This window comes from Mesorhizobium sp. NZP2077, from assembly GCF_013170805.1.
Classification (GTDB): Bacteria; Pseudomonadota; Alphaproteobacteria; order Rhizobiales; family Rhizobiaceae; genus Mesorhizobium.
The window spans coordinates 1,439,583-1,457,881 of sequence record NZ_CP051293.1; the positions used below are offsets into that span (position 1 = coordinate 1,439,583).

The following is an 18,299-nucleotide window of genomic DNA, read 5'->3' on the forward strand; positions in this document are numbered from 1 at the left end:
CGCTGCCGATTGGCTTTGTCATTTGCCGCGGCCGGATATCTTGCCTAGATATGATATATCGCCGTGCCGACAAACGAATTGAATGATCCCCCTATGACCGAAACAGATCTCGTCCCCGTTTTCGACGGCCACAACGACACGCTGCTCAGGCTGTATCAATCGAAGGACACGGACGTCGAAAAGCTGTTCGTCGAGGGCAAGTCGGGTGGTCATATCGATCTGCCGCGCGCCAAGGCGGGCGGCTTTGCCGGCGGCATGTTCGCGATCTTTCCGCCGCCGGTCGAGAAAGCCAGGCGCAGCGCCGTACCCTTGGCGCCGAGCGACAGCGAGCCGCTGCCGCCGGAGGTGCCGCGCGCCGATGCGCTCAACTCGACGATCGCGATGGCCTCGATCCTGTTCCGGCTGGAACGGGCCGGAGCTCTTGCCGTCTGCCGGACTGCCGCCGACATACACAACGCCATGGCCAAAGGCACGATCGCCGCGGTATTCCACATCGAGGGCGTCGAGGCGATCGATCCCGAACTCACAATGCTCGACGTGCTGCATGCCGCCGGTCTGCGCTCGCTCGGCATCGTCTGGAGCCGGCCGAATGCTTTCGGCCACGGCGTGCCGTTCCGCTTTCCATCCTCGCCCGATACCGGCCCGGGTCTGACCGATGCCGGCAAGGCGCTGGTCAAGGCCTGCAATCGGCTGAAGATCATGATCGATCTTTCACATCTCAACGAAAAAGGCTTTCGCGACGTCGCCGCGCTCAGCGATGCGCCGCTGGTCGCCACCCACTCCAACGTGCATGCGCTCTGCACCCATTCGCGCAACCTCACCGACTGGCAGCTCGGCGCCATCCGCGAGTCCGGTGGTATGGTCGGTCTGAACTTCGCCACCGGCTTCCTGCGCGAGGACGGCCGCATGAATGCCGACACCAGCCTCGACATCATGGTGCGCCATGTCGATTCCCTGCTGCAGGCGCTGGGTGAGGATGGCGTCGGTCTCGGCTCCGATTTCGACGGCGCCATGATCCCGGCGGTCATCGGCGACGTCGCCGGCCTGCCGAAGCTGATCGATGCCTTGACCGCGCGTGGCTTCGGCCGGGCGCTGATCGAGAAGATCGCCTACCGCAACTGGCTGAGCATGCTCGAGCGTACGATAGGCTGAGGCGACGCTACTGACCGAAGCCCATGCGCTTCAGCCAGTCCTTGCCGACGCCACGATCGCGGATGATCGGCAGCGGGTTTTCCGAATCGAGCCGCGCGCAGATGCGGTAGACTTCGAGCGTTTCGGCGCTCATCTCATCGCGCTTGTAGAAGAACATGGCGGCGGCATAGCGCGTGCGGCCCGACCATTTCTCGCCGAGCGGCGTGTTGACCAGCTCCCACTGTTCGGCGGCCTCCCCATCTTCTTGCCGCTTGTCCGCTTCGGCGGCCATGGTCAGAAATCCGCTGGTGGGTTGGCGATGCGGCGGTCGAGCTTGATGAAGGGCCGCGCCACCACCTTGGCCCGCTTCATCAGCTTCTGATACTGCAGCTCGCGCATGGCGTAGATCTCGACCCAGAGGTCCTCCACAATGGTATCACCGTAAGGCCGCGCCAGCGAGGCGATGGCGATGTTGCGCTTGGCCATCGGCGACCACATGGAGGCGCTGACCAGGCCGACCTCCTGGCTCTTCTTGTAATAGACGATGGCGTGTTCGGCCGGGATGTTGCCCTCGATCTCCAGCCCGACCAGCACATGCCGCAGCTTGCGTTTGGCGCGCGCTTCGAGGATGGCCCGGCGACCGTTGAAATGGCCCTTTTCCAGATCGATCATGAAGCCTAGGCCGATCTCGTCGGGCCTGCGCAAGCGATCGGCACGGATGGCATGCTCGGCCGTGGTGAAGTCCGCATTGGCAACGATCAGACCGGCCTCGAGCCGCGCGCGGTTGAGCGCGGTGTAGCCGATGGCACGGATGCCGCGCAGTTCGCCCGCCGCCATCAGTCGGTCCCAGAGGCTCAACGCCTTATCGGCCGGCACGAAGAGTTCATAGCCGAGATCGCCGGTGAAGCCGGTGCGCGAGATGGTAATGGTACCGCCATCATGCGGGAAATCGGCGAGGTCGAAGATCTTCAATTTCTCGACGCCGGCGAAGCCGGCATCGCGCAGCACGGCGAAGGAGGTCGGTCCCTGCAGCGCGAGCCCAGCGACGGCCTCGGTTTCCTCCTCGACCGTCACATCGAAGCCAATGGCGCTGTCGAGCAGCCACGGCAGATGCCGCTCCTGCGAACACAGACGAAAGCGCGTCGCCGACAGCCGGAACAGCGTGCCGTCGTCCAGCACAAAACCCTCGTCGTTGCACCATGCCGTGTAGTGGACGCGGCCCGGCCTAAGCTTGGTGACATCGCGCAAGGTAATGCGATCGAGGAAGGCTTCGGCTCCGGGCCCCTCGATCCGGTATTTGGTCATCGGTGAGATGTCGAACAAAGCCGCCTGGCTGCGGATGGCGAAGTATTCGAGTTCCTCGTCCCACAGCGAATGCGGAGCGCGGTAGCCGGCCCAATTGTACCAGTCCTGGGTTTTGGCCAGCGCATCGAGGCGCGGCTGGAACGGCGTGCCGAGGCGCAACGTGCGGAAATGGGATTGCGTGGCAGTGCGGGCGGTATCGGCCGCATTGGCCGTTTTTTTAACGGGCTTCTTCGTGATCGCCTGGGCCATGACCTATCCCTTCATCGCAATGATGCGCCGTGCGGCATTGAGCCCCGGCACACCGGAAACGCCACCTCCCGGATGCGAACCGGCGCCGGCGAGGAACAGCCCTTCCAGCGGCGTGTCGTAGCCCGACCAGCCGGAGACCGGGCGCGAGATCAGCATCTGGTCGGCCTGCAATTCGCCATGGTGCCAGTGGCCGCCCGGCATGCGGTAACGCGTTTCGATATCGGCCGGCGTCAGAAGCTCGGCTTGGACAACGCTCTTGCCGATGCCTGGCGCGTAAGCCTCGAGCTGCGCCATAACAGCCTCGAGGAATTTCGGCTTGCCGGCATCCCAGCCCTCTTTCAGTGCGTAGGGCGCGTATTGCACAACCGCTGACAGCACGCAGGCGCCGGCGGGTGCGAGCGACGGGTCGGCGAGCGAGGGCAGCGTGATTTCCATCACCGGCTCGGGCGAGAACTCGCCATATTTAGACGGGTTGAAGGCGCGCTCGACGTGGTCGGGTGAGGGCGCGATGACCAGCCGGCCTCTGTGGCCAGCTGCATCGACGCCGGTGAACTGCGGCGGCCGGTCAAGCGCCAGATTGAGCTTGGCGGCATCGCCCTTCATGCGGATGTTTTTCACCTTGCGCACGAAGCCGGTGTCGATCTCGCGCGGCCCGACGAGGTCGAGGAAAGTGGTCGCCGGATTGATGGCAGAGACCACAGTCCTGGCACGCAGCTCCTCACCTGTGTCGAGCGCGACGCCGACGGCGCGGCCTTTCTCGACGGTGATCTTTGCCACGGCAACCGATGTGCGAATGTTGACGCCGGCCTTCTCCGCCGAAGCGCGAATGGCGGCGACGACAGCGCCCATGCCGCCCTTCGGCAACATTTGCGCGCCAGCTGCTCCGCCGGTCTCGCCGGCGAGGCGATAGTAGAGGCCGAGCAGCGAGGTTGGCGAGCGCGGGCCGAGATGGCTGCTGAGCGTCGCGTCGAAGGCAAGCAGGCCTTTCAGCCTGTCATCCCTGAGTTGCTCGTCGAGCAGGTCGGCGACGTTCATCAGCAGCACGCGCAGGAAGTCGCGCATGTCTTCCTTGCCAAGCTTTTTCAGCGCCAGCGCCGTCTGGCCGAGGGCAGCGGTCTCGAGCAACGACATGCCGGCGAGATCGGGCGGCCGGCGGGAGAGGAACGGCCTCAGGATGCCGGCATAGCGCAGCAACTGCGCGCGCAAATCCTTCCAGGCGGACTGTTCCGATGAGCTGGCGCCGGTCAGCACCTCGCCATAGGCGGCATGCAGCATAAGCGCCGGACCGTCTTTCGACAGCGCCACCGACGGCAGAAAGTCGGGACGCGCAAATTGCAGCCCGTGCTTCTCCAGTTCCAGCGTCTTCACCACATCGGGATGCAGACGATTCAGCACATGGGCGACTGAGGAGACGCGAAAGCCGGGTGCGAATTCCTCGGTGCGCGCGGCGCCGCCGACATCGTTTGCGGCCTCCAGCACAAGCACCTTACGGCCGGCTTTCGCCAGCGTGGCGGCGGCGACGAGGCCGTTGTGGCCGCCGCCAATGACGATTGCATCAAATGACGTCATGGGCCGGGCTCATATGTGAGGTGGATTTGGCAAGATCGCGCAGGATTTCGGCCGCCGCATTGCGGCCGGGCGCGCCCATGACGCCGCCGCCGGGATGGGTCGAGGAGCCGCACATATAGAGGCCGCCAACTGGCGAGCGATATTGCGCGTAGCCCGGCACCGGGCGGTTGAACAGCAGCTGGTCGAAGGTCAGTTCGCCCTGAAAAATGTTGCCCTCGGTGAGGCCGACCTCGGCCTCGATCTCGCGCGGCGTGCGCACTTCCATGTGGACGATGCGGTCGCGAAAACCCGGCGAGTATTCGGCTATCTGCCCAATCACGCTTTCGGCAAAACCATCGCGGTCGGCATCGGTCCATTCGCGGCCGTTCACCTTGGGCGGCGCGTATTGCACGAAGCAGCTCATGAAGTGTTTTCCGGGCGGCGCCATGGTCGGGTCGAGCGTCGTCGGGATGACCATGTCGAGGAAGGGATCGGCCGACCAGCGTCCGGCCTTCCAGTCGTCATAGGCACGCTCCATGCGCTTCATCGAATCGGTGAAATGCATGTCGCCGCGATAGACCGGCGAATCCTTCGGCAGTGCCGGGAATTCCGGCAGCGAATCGAGTGCGATGTTGACCTTGCCCGACGAGCCGCGGATCTTGAAGTTCTTCACCCGGCGCAGGAAGATGTCGGGCAATTCCTTTTCCTCGACCAGCTTCAGGAAGGTGCGTTTGACGTCGGCATTGGAGACGACGAGCTTGCCGTAGATCTCCTCGCCGCCGGCCAGCACCACGCCCTTGGCCTTGCCTCGGTTCACCAGCACATGGTCGACCTCGGCGCCGGTGCGGATGGTTCCGCCCGAGGCCTTGAACGACGCGGCCAGCGCCTTGGTGACGGCGCCCATGCCGCCGCGCGCATAGCCCCAGGCGCCGACCGAGCCGTCGACCTCGCCCATATAATGGTGCAGCAGCACGTAGGCTGTGCCGGGCGACATCGGGCCGAGTGCCGTGCCGATGATGCCGGACAAAGCGAAATTCGCCTTGATGACATCGGTCTCGAAATACTCGTCGAGGAACTCCGAGATCGACATCGTCCAGAAGCGCAGTGTCAGCGCCATTTCCTCAGCCGAAAGGCCGGCGAATTTCCTGCCGAGATAGAGCAACTCACCGAGGTCGCGCGGCTTGAGGCTGGTCGGGTCGGGGGCAGTGCGCATCAGCAGCGGCTGGATGAAACGGCACTGCCGCGTCACGTCGCGGGCGTAGCGGTCATAGGCTTCGGCGTCGCGCCTGGAGAAGCGCGCGAATTCGCGCCGGTGCGCATCATGGTCGCGGTAGTTGGCGAGATAGTCGCCGTCGCGGGTGAACACCGCGCCGCCTTCATAGGAAATGACCTGCAGTCCAAAGCGCGGCAGTTCGAGGTCGCGCATGATCTCGGGGCGGAACAGCGAACAGACATAGGAGCAGTTGGAGTAGAGGAAGCCCGGCGTCAGCTCGCGGCTGGTGGCTGCACCTCCGACCCACTCGTTCTTCTCCACCACCAGCACGTCGAGCCCCGCGCGCTGCAGGTAGCAGGCGTTGACCAGGCCGTTGTGTCCGCCGCCGATGATGATCGCATCCCAAGCTTTCATTGTGCCCCCAATCCCTTTGTTCTACGCAATTCCCAAGGGAAAGCGCTGCGCGGTTTCCCAGGAAAACCGCTCACACTTTTCCTGGGATTGCTCTGTGCGACCCGCTGTTCATTTCTGCGTGATCTGTTCCCGAATGTGCGGAATTTGGCATGGTAACGGCCATTCTGTCCAGCCATTCTGAATGAATGTTCAACAAATGGTGTTGCGTTTTCCCTGACATGCGCTACGCTTTGCCGACATTCGACAGTGTGCAATTCGGCGATTGGGGACCGAGGGCCGATGATCGAAACGGCAGATACCGAACCGGAATATGACGACACCGCCATCCGCTTCCTCGAGGCGCTCTGGGGCGATGGTTACCTGTCGCCGGGCGGGCCTGATGAGGTCGATCGGGTGGTCGACGGACTTTTGCTCAACGGCAAGACGATCCTCGATATCGGCTGCGGCTCCGGCGGCATCACCCTGCATCTGATCGAGCGCCATGCTGCTGCTCACGCCATCGGTTTCGATGTCGAGCAGCCGGTCATCGAGGCGGCCAGACGGCGAGCAGCAGTGCGTGGTCTGGCGAAGCGCGCCAGCTTCGTTCAAGCGGCACCCGGGCCACTGCCTTTCACCGATAGTTCCTTCGATGTTGTCTTCTCCAAGGACGCGTTGCTGCATGTGCCCGACAAGGACGGCCTGTTCGCCGAAATCTTCCGCGTGCTGAAGCCGGGCGGCGTCTTTGCCGCTTCCAACTGGATGATTGGGCATGACGGCGAACCGTCGCCCGAGATGAAGGCCTATGTCGCCGCGGAGGGGCTGTCCTTCGCCATGGCCTCGCCGGCGCGCTATGCGCAAGCGATGCGTGGCGCCGGCTTTGCCGATGTCACCGTGCGCGACCGCAATCCCTGGTACCGCGAGGTGGCGCGCGGCGAACTGGAAAGGCTGAAAGGACCGCTCTATGCGCCAGTCGCCGCCGTGGTCGGCGCCGCCTATGTCGACAAGAACATCCGAACCTGGGAGGCAATGCAGAAGGTGCTTGACAGTGGCGAGCACCGTCCCACTCATCTGCGCGGTTGGAAGCCGGTTGCATAGCCGGCAATGCTGGAGACCGTCACATCCATGAAGACTTCCGAGGGCATTCTCGCCGAAACGGTGCGAAAGGGCGATGCCGAAAAGCGCGGCCGCAAGGCTTCTAAGGAAGTCCGTCAGCTGCAGCTGATCGAGGCGACGATCGATTCGCTGGCCAAGCGCGGCTACGCCGAGACGACGATGGCCGATGTCGCCGATGGCGCGGGCCTCTCGCGGGGCATCGTCAACTTCCATTTCGAAAGCAAGGAAAAGCTGCTGATCGCGACGCTGCAGCACATGTATGACGAGTACTCGGCGCATTGGCGCGCCTCCCTGCAGAAGGCCGGCGACGATCCGGCGCGGCAGCTGCAGCAACTGGTGTGGGCAGACTTCGACCGCTCGATCTGCAACAAGCGCAAGCTCGCCGCCTGGCTGGCCTTCTGGGGCGAGGCCAAGTCGCGGCCGACCTACCAGGCGCTGAGCAGTTCGCGCGATAATTATTACCAGCAGGTCTTCATCGATCTCTGCACGACGCTCAAGCAGAGCGGCTCGTATGCCTATGAGCCGCAGGTGATGGCGCTGGCGCTGTCGGCCATGCTGGAGGGGCTGTGGCTGCGGCTGATGATGGGCACAGAGGACACAACGCGCGAAACAGCCTTGCAGGCGGCCAACGCTTTTTTGGCCGCTGCCTTCCCGAAGCATTACGGTTAGCAACAGCTGGCCGCCAAGACCGGCAAGACCAAAAGAGGATGGAACAGCATGAATAAACTTAGCCGACGCCTGACATTGACATTGGCGCTGGGCGGCGCGCTTGCGGCTTCGGCGGCAGCGTTCGCCGTCGCCGCCGACAAGGATCTGATCGTGTTCGACTGGTCCGGTTATGAGGATCCGAGCTTCCACCCTAAATATGTCGAGAAGAACGGCGATTCGCCGACCTTCGCCTTCTTCGGCGACGAGGATGAGGCGTTCGAGAAGGTGCGCTCCGGCTTCAAGGCCGATCTCGGCCATCCCTGCTCGCAGAGCGTGACGAAGTGGCGTGAAGCCGGCCTGCTGCAGCCGCTCGACACTTCGAAGATATCCGGATGGAAGGATCTCAATCCCGGCATCATGGCGATGAAAAATCTCGCCACGACCGATGACGGCAAGGCATGGTTCATGCCGTGGGACTGGGGCAACACGCAGCTCACCTACAACTCCTCCAAGATCGACGCCAAGGACGTGCAGTCGCTGAAGGCCTTCGCCGATCCGAAGTTCAAGGGCCGGGTGTCGATCGGCGACAATGTCGACGACGCCTATGCGCTGGCGAGCCTGGCCATCGGCCTGAGGGACTGGACCAAGATGACGGACGACCAGTTCAAGCAGGCGTCCGACTTCCTGCGCCAGGTGCACAAGAATGTCCGCTCCTACTGGACCGACACCACCGACATCGTGCAGCTGTTGAGCGGCGGCGAGGTCGACCTCGCCTGGGCCTGGAACGACGCGACGGTGCAGTCGGTCAAGGCAGGCGTGCCGATCAAGTCCGTAAAGGATACCAACGAAGGCATCTCGACCTGGGTCTGCGGCTATGTGCTGTTCAAGGACGCGCCCGGCAATATCGACAAGGCCTATGATTATCTGAACGCCGTCAACGATCCGGAGACCGCCAAGGTGCTGGTCAAGGACTGGGGCTATGGCCAGGCCAATGCCAAGGGCATGGCCGGCGTCGATCCGGCGATCCTGAAGGAAAAGGGCTATGACGACGTGCAGAAATTCGTCGACAAGACGCTGTTCCAGTCGCCGCTGCCGTCCGACCTCAAACTGAAGATGATCGCCGAGTTCGAGAAGATCAAAGCGGGCTATTGATCTCGTCCCGACTGCCCGTCCGCCGCCGACAGCGCGGGCGGACGGGCCTCGCCAAAGCAGATGATTTCTCCTAACCTCGCAGCAGCTTTTTCGCGAAGGGGGAGTTTCGCCATGACGCCAATGCTACGCCGCCTGGCGCTTGCTGCAGCCTGCACGATCGGCGCCGGCGCGGCCTATGCCTGGGCGGAAGGCGGCGGCGATCTCGTGGTGTTCGACTGGTCCGGTTACGAGGATCCGCTGCTGCATCCGGCCTACACTGCCAAACACAGCGCCGAGCCGACCTTCGCCTTTTTCGGCGACGAGGATGAGGCCTTCGAAAAGATGCGGGCGGGCTTCAAGACCGACATTGCGCATCCCTGTTCGCAAAGCGTGGCGAAATGGCGCGATGCCGGCCTGCTGCAGCCGCTCGACACCTCGCGGATTGCTGGCTGGAAGGATCTCAATCCGGGCATTATGGCGATGAAGAACCTCACCACCACGGCCGACGGCAAGGCCTGGTTCATGCCGTTCGACTGGGGCAATACGGCACTGCTCTACCGCACCGACAACGTGACGGCTCAAGAGGCGCAGTCACTGCGGATACTGGCCGATCCGAAATTCAAGGGCCGCGTCACCATCGGCGACAATGTGGACGACGCCTACGCGCTGGCGAGCCTGGTCATTGGGCTGAAGGACTGGACCAAGATGACCGACGCGCAGTTCAAGGAGGCGTCCGATTTCCTGCGCCAGGTGCACAAGAATGTCCGCCTCTACTGGACCGATTCGAGCGACATAGACCAGGCGTTTTCCGGCAATGAGGTCGACCTCGCCTGGGGGTGGGGCCAGACACTGATCGCTATGAACGGGCAAGGTGTTCCCGTCGCCATGAACCGCGACACCAAAGAGGGCATGTCGACCTGGGTGTGCGGCTATGTGCTGATGAAGGACGCGCCGGGCAAGCTCGACCAGGCCTATGATTTCCTGAGCGCGGTCAATGCGCCGGACATTTCGAAATATATGGTGACGACGTTCGGCTACGGCCACGGCAACAGTGCCGGCATGGCCGCGATCGACCACAAGGTGCTGGCCGAGCGCGGCTTCGACGACATCGACAAGTTCCTCGACAAGACGCTGTTCCAGCAGCCGGTCGCGCCGGAGCTGAAGAAGCGCATGGTCGACGAGTTCGAGAAGATCAAGGCCGGCTATTGACGAGCGAACGGCAAATAACCGACGTCGTCATCGTCGGTGCCGGCTTCACCGGCCTGTCGGCGGCGCTTGAGCTGAAGCAGGCTGGCATCAATTTTCTGTTGCTCGAAACACGCGATCGCGTCGGCGGGCGCGTCGAAGCGATCCTCAATGGACTCGGCGAGCGCATCGACAGCGGTGGCCAGTTCCTGTGCGAGGACATGCCGCAGCTGATGGCGCTGGCGAAGGCGCGCGGCAAGACCTTCGTCGAAACCTATGTCGAGGGTGATTTCATCACCCATCCGCCGATGCCGGCCAAGGACGCCAAGCAGACCTATCACGGCGCGATGGCGATCCGCGAGCGCATGAACGGCATCGAGCCGAACGACCCGTCGATAGAAGGCATGAGCGTCGCCGCCTGGCTCGAACAGCAGCATGATCCCATCGATGCCAAAACGGCTTTTCGGTCGATGATCGAAGGCCTGTGGTGTCTGCCGATGGACAAGGTGCCGCTGTGGTACCTGATCGACAATGACCGCCGCATCACCAATGAAGTGCCGGAGCTGCAGTATTTCTTGCGCGAGACCATGCAGTCGCTTGCCGAAGACCTGGCCGGCGATCTCGGCGGCCGGGTGCGGTTTGGCGAACCGGTCACGCGCATCGAGCATGGGCCGCAAGGTGTTCGTGTCGTTACGGGCAATGGCGTGATCGAAGCGCGTCAAGTGCTGGTCGCCCTGCCGCCGGCGACGGCCGTGAAGCTCGATTTCGCGCCAGCCTTGCCGCCCTCGCTCGGGCAGGCGCTTGGCGTCTGGGAAAGTGGCGCGGTGATCAAGATTCTGGTGCGCTATCCCAAACCGTTCTGGCGCCAGCGGGGCTTGAGCGGCATGGTGATGTGGCGCGACCTGCCGGGACTGTTTGCCTGCGACGCCAGCAGGGATGCGGAGCATGCCGCGCTTGTCGTCTTCGTCGGCGGACCGCTGGCGCTGCGCTGGCGAGGGCTCGGCGATGCGGCGTTGCGCGCCGAAGTGACGGCACGACTGCAGGGAGCCCTCGGTCCGGGCGCGGGCAATGTCATCGATTTCAGTTCGCGCGACTGGATACAGGACCGCTGGAGCGGTGGCGCCTACAGCGACCTCATTGTCGACGTGACGGCTAGGGATGCGGAGCGGACGATTCTTGCGGGTGCACCGCCAGTCCATTTCGCCGCTTCGGAACTGTCGCCGTCATTTCCGGGTTATGTCGAAGGCGCGATCGTTGCCGGGCGCATCACGGGGCGCAAGATCATCGCCGAGCTTCAGTCCCCCATCGCCACCAGCGCCTCGGGATCGTAGGCGAGACGGATCGGAGTGCCGACCGGAATGTCGTCGGCGCCGAAATCGTTAGTCTCGGTTACCGACAGGGGCTTTTCCAGGCCCGGTATCTCAACGATCAGATGGGTGATCTCGCCGAAATAGTGGCGTTCGACCACCTTGCCGGCGACCTCGAATTTTGCCGTCGCATTGTCCCATAGCACGCGCAGGCGCTCGGGCCTTATGCCGAGCGTGGCGGCGCCGCCATTGCGCACGAAGGCCTTCGGCTTGTCGGTCTTGACGCGGCCGAAGCCCAGCGTGTCGACGACCAGCGAGGCGGCGTTCTCCTCGACGATTTCAGCCTTGACGAAGTTCATGCCGCCGAGGAAGTCGGCGACCTGACGGTTGACCGGCCGCTGGTAGATTTCCTTGGGCGAGGCCACCTGCGCTATCTTGCCGCCGAACATCACGGCGATGCGGTCGGACATGGCGAGCGCCTCGTACTGGTCGTGGGTGACCAGCACGAAGGTGATGCCGACCGCCTGCTGCAGCCGGCGCAGCTCGACCTGCATCTGCTCGCGCAGCTTCTTGTCAAGTGCCGACAGGGGCTCGTCGAGCAGCAGCACCTTGGGCCGCATGACCAACGCGCGGGCGAGCGCCACGCGCTGGCGCTGGCCGCCGGACAATTCGGTAGCGAGGCGCTTGCCGAGCCCGGTCAGCGACACCTGCGCCAGTGCCTCCTCGACGCGGCGTTTCTCCTCGCCGCCCAGCAGTTTCAGTCGCTTCAGCCCGTAGGCGACGTTCTGCTCGACATTGAGGTGCGGGAAGATTGCATAGCTTTGGAAGACCATGTTGGTCGGCCGGCGGTTGGCCGGAATGCCTTCCATCGGCTGGCCGCCGACGGCGATCGATCCGCTGGTCGGGTTATCGAAGCCGGCGATCATGCGTAGCAGCGTGGTCTTGCCGCAGCCGGACGGCCCCAGCAGCGAGAAGAACTCGCCCTCCCGAATGGTCAGGGACGCGTCGTCGAGCGCCTTGAACGATCCATAGCTGCGGGTGACGTTGCGGATCTCGATCATGGCTCGATCGGATTGAGGGCGCTCGATCGGCGGCTGTTCAGGCATAGAGGCCTCCCTCATTCTGGGTGCGTCTGGCCGCGCGGCGACGCAGGATTTCGGCAACGGTCATCAACAGGAAAGAGGCAACCAGAAGCAGTGTGCCCAGCGCCAGCACGCCCGGCAGTTTCGAGGCGAAGCGCAACTGGCTCCAGATGTAGATCGGCAGCGTCGCTTCGGTGCCGGTCAGGAAGAAGGCGATGATGAACTCGTCGAGCGAAATGGTGAAGCAGACGAGCAGGCTGGAGATGATGGCCGGCGCCACCATCGGCAGCGTCACGCGCTGGAAGGTGCCGAAGGCGCTTTCGCCGAGATCGGCGGAGGCTTCCTCCAGGCTGCGATCAAAACCCTCGAAGCCGGAGGTCAGCACTGTCATCGAATAGGGAATGCAGACGAGGACATGGCCGAGCACGACGGTGAACAGCGACAGGCTGAGACCCAGCTGCAGCATCACCAGCAGCATCGAGATGGCGACGATCACCTCGGGCAGCACCAGCGGCGCCATGATCAGGCCGTTGATGGTGCGGCGGCCGGGATAGCGGTAGCGGGTGATCGAGCGGGCGGCGAGGATGCCGAGCACGGTGGCGAGAATCGAGGCGGAGACGCCGACTTTCAGGCTGTTCCAGGCGGCGTCGAGCAGGGCCGGCGTGTGCGGCAGGTCCGCATACCATTGCAGTGTGAAGCCGGTGAGCGGGAATTTTGGTGTTGGCGCCGTGTTGATCGAGAAGATCGGCAGGAAGATGACGGGCAGATAGAGGAAGACGACATAGAGGAACGCATAGACGGACAGCCAGCCGCCCGACAGGAAACGCCGCGCCCTCATCGTGCCAACCTCTGCAGTGCGCGGATGATCAGCACCGTGGCGCCGGCCATCAGGGTGACGATCAGCATGGTGGTGACGGAAAGCGCGGCCCCCAACGGCCAGTTCGCCGCCTTGCCGAACTGCGCCTGGATGGCGTTGGCGATCATGACGCCGTCCTTGCCGCCGACCAGCTTCGGCGTGACATAGTCGCCGACCGTCGGGATCATGACGATCAGCGCCGCCGAGATGACGCCTGGCGCCGACAGCGGCAAGGTCACACGCAGGAATGAACGCAAGGGGCCATCGCCGAGATCGGTGGCTGCTTCGACCAGCGTACGGTCGACCTTTTCCAGCGAGACGAAGATCGGCAGGATGGCAAAGGCCGCCCAAGCGTGGGTGAGCGTGATGATGACGGCAGTCGAATTGTAGAGCAGCGCCGTCGACGGCTCGTCGATGATGCCGAGGCCCATCAGGCCGGAATTCAAGACGCCATTATAGCCTAGGATGACCTTCCACGACATGACGCGCAGGAGATAGCTGGTCCAGAACGGGATGGTGATGAGGAACAGCCACAGGCTCTTGTGACGGCCGCCATGGAAGGAAATGAAGTAGGCGATCGGGTAGGCAAGGATGACGGTGAAAAGGCTGACCGTCAGCGAGATGTAGAGCGAACGCCACAACAGATCGCGGTAGATCGGCTCGGTCAGCGCGACGCGGTAGTTTTCCAGCGTGAAAGTGCGGTCGATGGTCAGGTAGTGCTGCGTCCAGAAGGAGTGGGCGATGACCACGAGGATCGGCAGGACCAGCAGGATGAGGGCGTAGAGAAAGGTCGGACTGATCAGGGCAAAGCCCTGGACGGGTTCGGACTGCAGAAGGGCATTTCGTCTGGCCCGCGTCATGCGCCGCGGGGGCGACCCTTCCACAGCCGCCGTCATTGCCAGACTCCGGGGGGCAGGGCTCCGGGCGTGATCTCGGTTGCTGGCCTGGGCTCTTCCGCCATGCGCATCCCATTGTGCTGACACCGACTGTCGTTCCCCTTGCCGGCTTTCTTTCATCATGCGCGCATCCGTGGATTGAAATCAAGCGCTATTTCTGAGATATTGATTGAATGGACATTCAAAATTAGGTGAAGAAAGCCGCCATTTCCGGCATTTGCCGCCGTTTTTTGAGGTCCAGGAAAATTCGAAAGAGATGTGGAGACGACAATGGCTGCGGTGAGAGACCTGAAGGCGACCGAAATGGCAGCGTCTGGCGGCGACGATGCCATTGAACTGGGCAAGCGCCATCTCATCCAGCCCTGGCCTTATGCCGGTTCGGTTGGTGCCGAGGCACGCGCGCTGATCGGTGAGGGCGATGGCATCTACATCACCGACAACACCGGCAAGCGCCTGATCGACGGACCTGCCGGCATGTGGTGCGTCAATGTCGGCCATCGCCGCGAGGAACTGGCCAGGGTGATGTACGACCAGGCGATGGCGCTGTCCTACAACACACCCTGGTACACGATGAACGCGCCGTCGGCCGAACTTGCCATGCGCATCGCCGGCCATGCGCCGGGCGATCTCAGCCATGTCTTCTACACCACCGGCGGTTCTTCGGCCGTGGAGACGGCGCTGCGCTTCATGCAGTTCTACAACAATGTGCGTGGCCGGCCGGAAAAGAAGCTGATCCTGTCGCGCGGCGGCGCCTATCACGGCTCGACCTATCTGTCGGCCTCGCTAAACGGCCGCCCGCGCGACCGCGACTGGATGGATGGCGCCGACGAGCTGGTGATCAAGTTGTCCTCGCCCGATCCGTTCCGCCGTCCGCACGGCATGAGCCTTGCCGCCTTCACCGATTTCCTTGTCGACCAGTTCCGCGACACGGTCGCCCGCGTCGGCGCCGACAAGATCGGCGCTTTCGTCGGCGAGCCGGTGCAGGCATCGGGAGGCGTCGTGATCCCGCCGGACGGCTATCTCAAGCGCATCCGCGAGATCTGCCGCGACAATGACATCCTCTATATCTCCGACGAGGTGGTGACGGGCTTCGGCCGGCTCGGCCATGTCTTTGCCTCGGGCGATGTGTTCGGCATCGATCCCGACATGATCACCTTCGCCAAGGGCGTCACCTCTGGCTATTTCCCGCTCGGCGGCGTCATCATCTCGGAACGGCTGCTGCAAGAGTTGCGCCGTTCGAACCATCCCGATGCGATGTTCGGCCATGGCCTGACCTACACCAGCCACCCCGTCGGCTGCGCCGTGGCGCTGAAAAACCTCGACATCCTCGAAGAAAGCGTGCTCGCCCACACGCAAGCGGTCGCCCCCTATTTCCAGGCGCAACTGAAGACGCTGGAAGAACTGCCGCTGGTCGGCGAGGTGCGCGGCGTCGGGCTGATGGGCTGCGTCGAATGCGTGGCGGACCGCGAAAGCAAGGACCCGCTGCAGCTCGACAAGGATGTCGGCAAACGCATCGACGCGCATTGCCACGAACTCGGCCTGCTGGTGCGGCCGCTGATCAACATGTGCGTGATGTCGCCACCGCTGATCATCACGCGCGAGCAGATCGACGACATGGTCGGCATCCTGCGCGAGGGTATTTCGCGGACTATGGATGATCTCAGAAAAGAAGGCGTGTGGCGGGGGTGATGGCTCTTCCCTTCTCCCCGTTCCACGGGGAGAAGGTGCCGAAGGGCGGATGGGGCGGCGCCAGCGTTGGCGATAGGTCGCGTCCGCAAATGCGTCGTCAGTCCAACACGATAATCTCACAAGCCGGTGCTGCCCCTCACCTGCCTGCCGGCGTTCGTCGCTTGAAAAGCCAAGCAGTTGGCTTTTCATCCGCTGTGCTGACCGCTCCTCACCTCCCCGTAAACGGGGCGAGGGACGCTCTGATCAGTGGTTTCGCCAATTGTCAGCGTTGCGAAAGCAGAGGACTACGACCGCGACCTCAGCGCGTCGTTCAAATTCCCCATGTCCTTCTCGTCGGGCGCGGTCTCCAGGCCGAGCACCGGCAGCATCTTGCGCAGATGGTCGTGGTGGGTGCGCACGCCGTATTCGAGGTCGGAGAGATAAAAGCCCTCGAAGGCCTCGGACAGCATGGATTCGTTCGACCACACCGACAGCTGCACATCCTCCGACATGGTGTCGCGGTCGATGCGGAAGGACAGGTAGCGGGCGGCCGCCTGCTCGCGGCTTTCATCGCGGTAGCGGTAGATGGCGCCGCGCAGCAGGGTCTCACCCGTCGACAGCGGAAACTCCTGATAGAACTGCACCGATTCCGGCATCACCGAAATCACCGCATTGGGGAAGATGCCGTAATAGACCCAGGCCTTCTTCAGATAGTCCGGCAGATGTGTCGGCTCGGGCGCGATCTTGACATAGTTCTTGACGCTCCAGCGGCGTCCGGCATGCGGGTTGTAGGTGGCGAAGGATCGCGACACGCCGTTGATGAAGGGCTCGTCGAAATAGGTGGCTCCATAAAGATCCTGCAGTGCAGGGTGTGCCATGGCGACGTGATAGCCCTCATTGTCGACATCGCGCACCGACTTCCAGTTAACCGGGGTCTTCTGGGTCCAGATGCCCCAGGACGGCACCATGTCGGCGGCCTTGTAATGCGCGAATTCGGGCTCGATCGGCTTCATCAGTTCGGCGACCGAGGGCTGCGGCCCCCCATTGCGGAAGCGAATGAAGATAAAACCCATCCAGATTTCGAGATCGAGCTGCATCAGGCCGAACTCGGTCTTGTCGAGGTCGGGGAAGGAACGCGGGCGCGCGGCGCCACGCAGCGTGCCGTCGAGATTGTAGACCCAGCCATGGAACGGGCACACCAGCGCGTTTTTGCAATTGCCTTGGCTGTCGGCGACGACGCGGCTGCCGCGGTGGCGGCACATGTTGTTGAAGCCGCGCACGACGCCGTCCTTGCCGCGCACGATCAGGGCGCGTTCGCCGACCACGTCCATGGTCAGATAGTCGCCGGCGTTGGGCACGTCGCTGACATGGCCGACGATCTGCCAGTGGTTGCGGAAAACGTGCTCCTTCTCAAGCTCGAGAAGGGCATCGGAATGGTAACTCCAGCCCGGCAATCCCCGCCGGTCCCAATCGTTGGGGATCGCCACGTCACGGAGGTGCGGGTTCATAAAACGTCTCTTCTTTTTGTTGAATAATCATTCAATAAAATCATATTTTGCATTGAAATGCAATGGCTTGTGAAAATACGGATGAAACTAAGGCAGGTTCCTTGGATCGCCCGTAGCGGAATTCGATACGGCTACTGCCTGAGAAAACCGCGGAGAATCCGGGTGTTAGCCCCGGTTCCGGAATGCTGTTTCCGCGCGATTTCACAAAGCGTGCGTGCTGAGGAACAGGACGCCTCGCTGGAGCTAAAAACGCTCGCCGCGCGTCGCCTGATCGGCAGGCGTCTGGTTCGGGACAGCCTGGCCGGAGTCGATCCGGATTCGCTTGCTTCAGCAAAATGAGAGCTGGAATGACCGATTCTGCCCGGTATTGCCCGAAAGCGACGTTTCAATATGGTTACATTGCCAGAGTTATACCAATCTTATGCTGTTACAAAGTGCGATTAAGTTCGTTTCATCACCAAAAAGAAACGCAGCGAAGGGGAAGGCAATGTATGCGAAAGTCGAGACCATCAGCAGCGAACTCCGCCTCCAGGCTCCAGAGCGCGCTGACCGCCGCCCGAAGCTGGCCCTGCGCCAGCGCGCAAGCGACCACCCCATGGCCATGTTCATGGCGCTGGCTGCTTGCGCCTTCGCCGGCATGGCGTTCACGCCGACGGTTGGCCCGGCCTTCGCTTCGCTGAATCCGCCGGCCAACGTCGTTGACGGGGCGCCGACGACAATCAAGACCGCTCGCCTGCCGATGCCGGCGCTCGACTTCGCCTGCAAGGGGCAGGCCTGGGGTGCCGAGAGCGTCGATTGCCTGCGCGCCATCGCCGAGCAGTCCGGGACACACAAGACCCGTGCGATCCGCATGATCGCCAATGCCGTGCCGCTGACCAACACGCCCAACATTTTCTGATTTTTGTCGAAGCGTGATCCCGAAACCGGTTCCCTCTTCGGGCTCTTGCTCTGACCTCCCCGAGCGCACCCTCCAGCGCTCCATTCAGCTCCCGCCGCTCTGTCGGTCGGGAGCTTCTTTTTTGAGCCGCTCGCCGTTTAACGGAAACGGCGAGCGGCTCTAGCTCTT

Annotated in this window: 17 protein-coding genes; 9 read left to right on the plus strand and 8 right to left on the minus strand. The window is 63.0% G+C overall.

All coding sequences use genetic code 11. The annotated features are described in order from the left end of the window. The first annotated feature begins 93 nt into the window (after positions 1-93). Positions 94-1,152 (plus strand): dipeptidase, encoded by a 1,059-nt coding sequence (locus HGP13_RS07095; protein ID WP_172223201.1) that lies wholly within the window; start codon positions 94-96, stop codon positions 1,150-1,152. A 7-nt stretch (positions 1,153-1,159) separates the two neighbouring features. Here the strand turns inward: HGP13_RS07095 and HGP13_RS07100 are convergent, their stop codons facing one another. Genes HGP13_RS07100 through HGP13_RS07115 form a run of 4 tightly spaced genes read right to left on the minus strand, consistent with a single transcriptional unit; the run spans position 1,160 to position 5,860 of the window. Next, on the minus strand, positions 1,160-1,423 hold the full coding sequence (locus tag HGP13_RS07100; protein WP_172223204.1) for a hypothetical protein: 264 nt from the start codon (positions 1,421-1,423) through the stop codon (positions 1,160-1,162). Between the two features lie 2 nt (positions 1,424-1,425). After that, on the minus strand, positions 1,426-2,685 hold the full coding sequence (locus tag HGP13_RS07105; RefSeq protein ID WP_172223208.1) for an aminomethyltransferase family protein: 1,260 nt from the start codon (positions 2,683-2,685) through the stop codon (positions 1,426-1,428). Positions 2,686-2,688: 3 nt separating this feature from the next. Continuing rightward, on the minus strand, positions 2,689-4,254 hold the full coding sequence (locus tag HGP13_RS07110) for an NAD(P)/FAD-dependent oxidoreductase (RefSeq protein WP_172223211.1): 1,566 nt from the start codon (positions 4,252-4,254) through the stop codon (positions 2,689-2,691). After that, positions 4,241-5,860: an NAD(P)/FAD-dependent oxidoreductase gene (locus HGP13_RS07115; protein WP_172223214.1), complete on the minus strand. Its 1,620-nt coding sequence runs from the start codon at positions 5,858-5,860 to the stop codon at positions 4,241-4,243. Before HGP13_RS07115 ends, HGP13_RS07110 begins: the two co-directional genes overlap by 14 nt. Positions 5,861-6,139: 279 nt before the next feature. Here HGP13_RS07115 and HGP13_RS07120 point away from each other — a divergent pair, with 279 nt between their 5' ends. From HGP13_RS07120 to HGP13_RS07140, 5 genes are all read left to right on the plus strand, one after another. After that, positions 6,140-6,934, plus strand: coding sequence for a methyltransferase domain-containing protein (locus HGP13_RS07120; RefSeq protein WP_172223218.1), 795 nt, complete (start codon positions 6,140-6,142; stop codon positions 6,932-6,934). Positions 6,935-6,940: 6 nt separating this feature from the next. Continuing rightward, entirely contained in the window at positions 6,941-7,621 is a 681-nt protein-coding gene (gene betI, locus HGP13_RS07125) for a transcriptional regulator BetI (protein ID WP_172223221.1), read from the plus strand. Between the two features lie 48 nt (positions 7,622-7,669). After that, positions 7,670-8,752: an ABC transporter substrate-binding protein gene (locus HGP13_RS07130; RefSeq protein ID WP_172223224.1), complete on the plus strand. Its 1,083-nt coding sequence runs from the start codon at positions 7,670-7,672 to the stop codon at positions 8,750-8,752. A gap of 111 nt (positions 8,753-8,863) precedes the next feature. After that, positions 8,864-9,940, plus strand: coding sequence for an extracellular solute-binding protein (locus HGP13_RS07135; protein WP_172223227.1), 1,077 nt, complete (start codon positions 8,864-8,866; stop codon positions 9,938-9,940). Continuing rightward, positions 9,937-11,247: a flavin monoamine oxidase family protein gene (locus tag HGP13_RS07140; RefSeq protein ID WP_172223230.1), complete on the plus strand. Its 1,311-nt coding sequence runs from the start codon at positions 9,937-9,939 to the stop codon at positions 11,245-11,247. Before HGP13_RS07135 ends, HGP13_RS07140 begins: the two co-directional genes overlap by 4 nt. On the opposite strand, the gene HGP13_RS07145 is transcribed toward HGP13_RS07140, so the two are convergent. From HGP13_RS07145 to HGP13_RS07155, 3 genes are read right to left on the minus strand one after another with little or no spacing between them, the layout of a single operon-like run. Beyond that, positions 11,211-12,284, minus strand: coding sequence for an ABC transporter ATP-binding protein (locus HGP13_RS07145; protein WP_172234632.1), 1,074 nt, complete (start codon positions 12,282-12,284; stop codon positions 11,211-11,213). The genes HGP13_RS07140 and HGP13_RS07145 overlap by 37 nt on opposite strands. A gap of 37 nt (positions 12,285-12,321) precedes the next feature. Next, positions 12,322-13,143, minus strand: coding sequence for an ABC transporter permease (locus HGP13_RS07150; RefSeq protein ID WP_172223233.1), 822 nt, complete (start codon positions 13,141-13,143; stop codon positions 12,322-12,324). Continuing rightward, positions 13,140-14,057, minus strand: coding sequence for an ABC transporter permease (locus HGP13_RS07155; protein ID WP_172223236.1), 918 nt, complete (start codon positions 14,055-14,057; stop codon positions 13,140-13,142). Before HGP13_RS07155 ends, HGP13_RS07150 begins: the two co-directional genes overlap by 4 nt. A 270-nt stretch (positions 14,058-14,327) precedes the next feature. Here HGP13_RS07155 and HGP13_RS07160 point away from each other — a divergent pair, with 270 nt between their 5' ends. Beyond that, entirely contained in the window at positions 14,328-15,746 is a 1,419-nt protein-coding gene (locus HGP13_RS07160) for an aminotransferase (protein WP_172223240.1), read from the plus strand. Positions 15,747-16,030: 284 nt separating this feature from the next. On the opposite strand, the gene HGP13_RS07165 is transcribed toward HGP13_RS07160, so the two are convergent. Continuing rightward, positions 16,031-17,233 carry an aromatic ring-hydroxylating dioxygenase subunit alpha gene (locus HGP13_RS07165; RefSeq protein WP_172223242.1) on the minus strand — a complete coding sequence of 401 codons (1,203 nt, stop codon included), beginning with the start codon at positions 17,231-17,233 and terminating at the stop codon, positions 16,031-16,033. 162 nt (positions 17,234-17,395) lie between these two features. On the opposite strand from HGP13_RS07165, the gene HGP13_RS07170 reads away from it, so the two are divergent. Both HGP13_RS07170 and HGP13_RS07175 read left to right on the plus strand, forming a co-directional pair. Further along, the gene (locus tag HGP13_RS07170) at positions 17,396-17,572 is read left to right on the plus strand and encodes a hypothetical protein (protein ID WP_172223245.1); all 177 of its coding nucleotides are present in this window, start codon (positions 17,396-17,398) and stop codon (positions 17,570-17,572) included. Between the two features lie 148 nt (positions 17,573-17,720). Further along, positions 17,721-18,131: a hypothetical protein gene (locus tag HGP13_RS07175; protein WP_172223248.1), complete on the plus strand. Its 411-nt coding sequence runs from the start codon at positions 17,721-17,723 to the stop codon at positions 18,129-18,131. Positions 18,132-18,299: the final 168 nt, after the last annotated feature.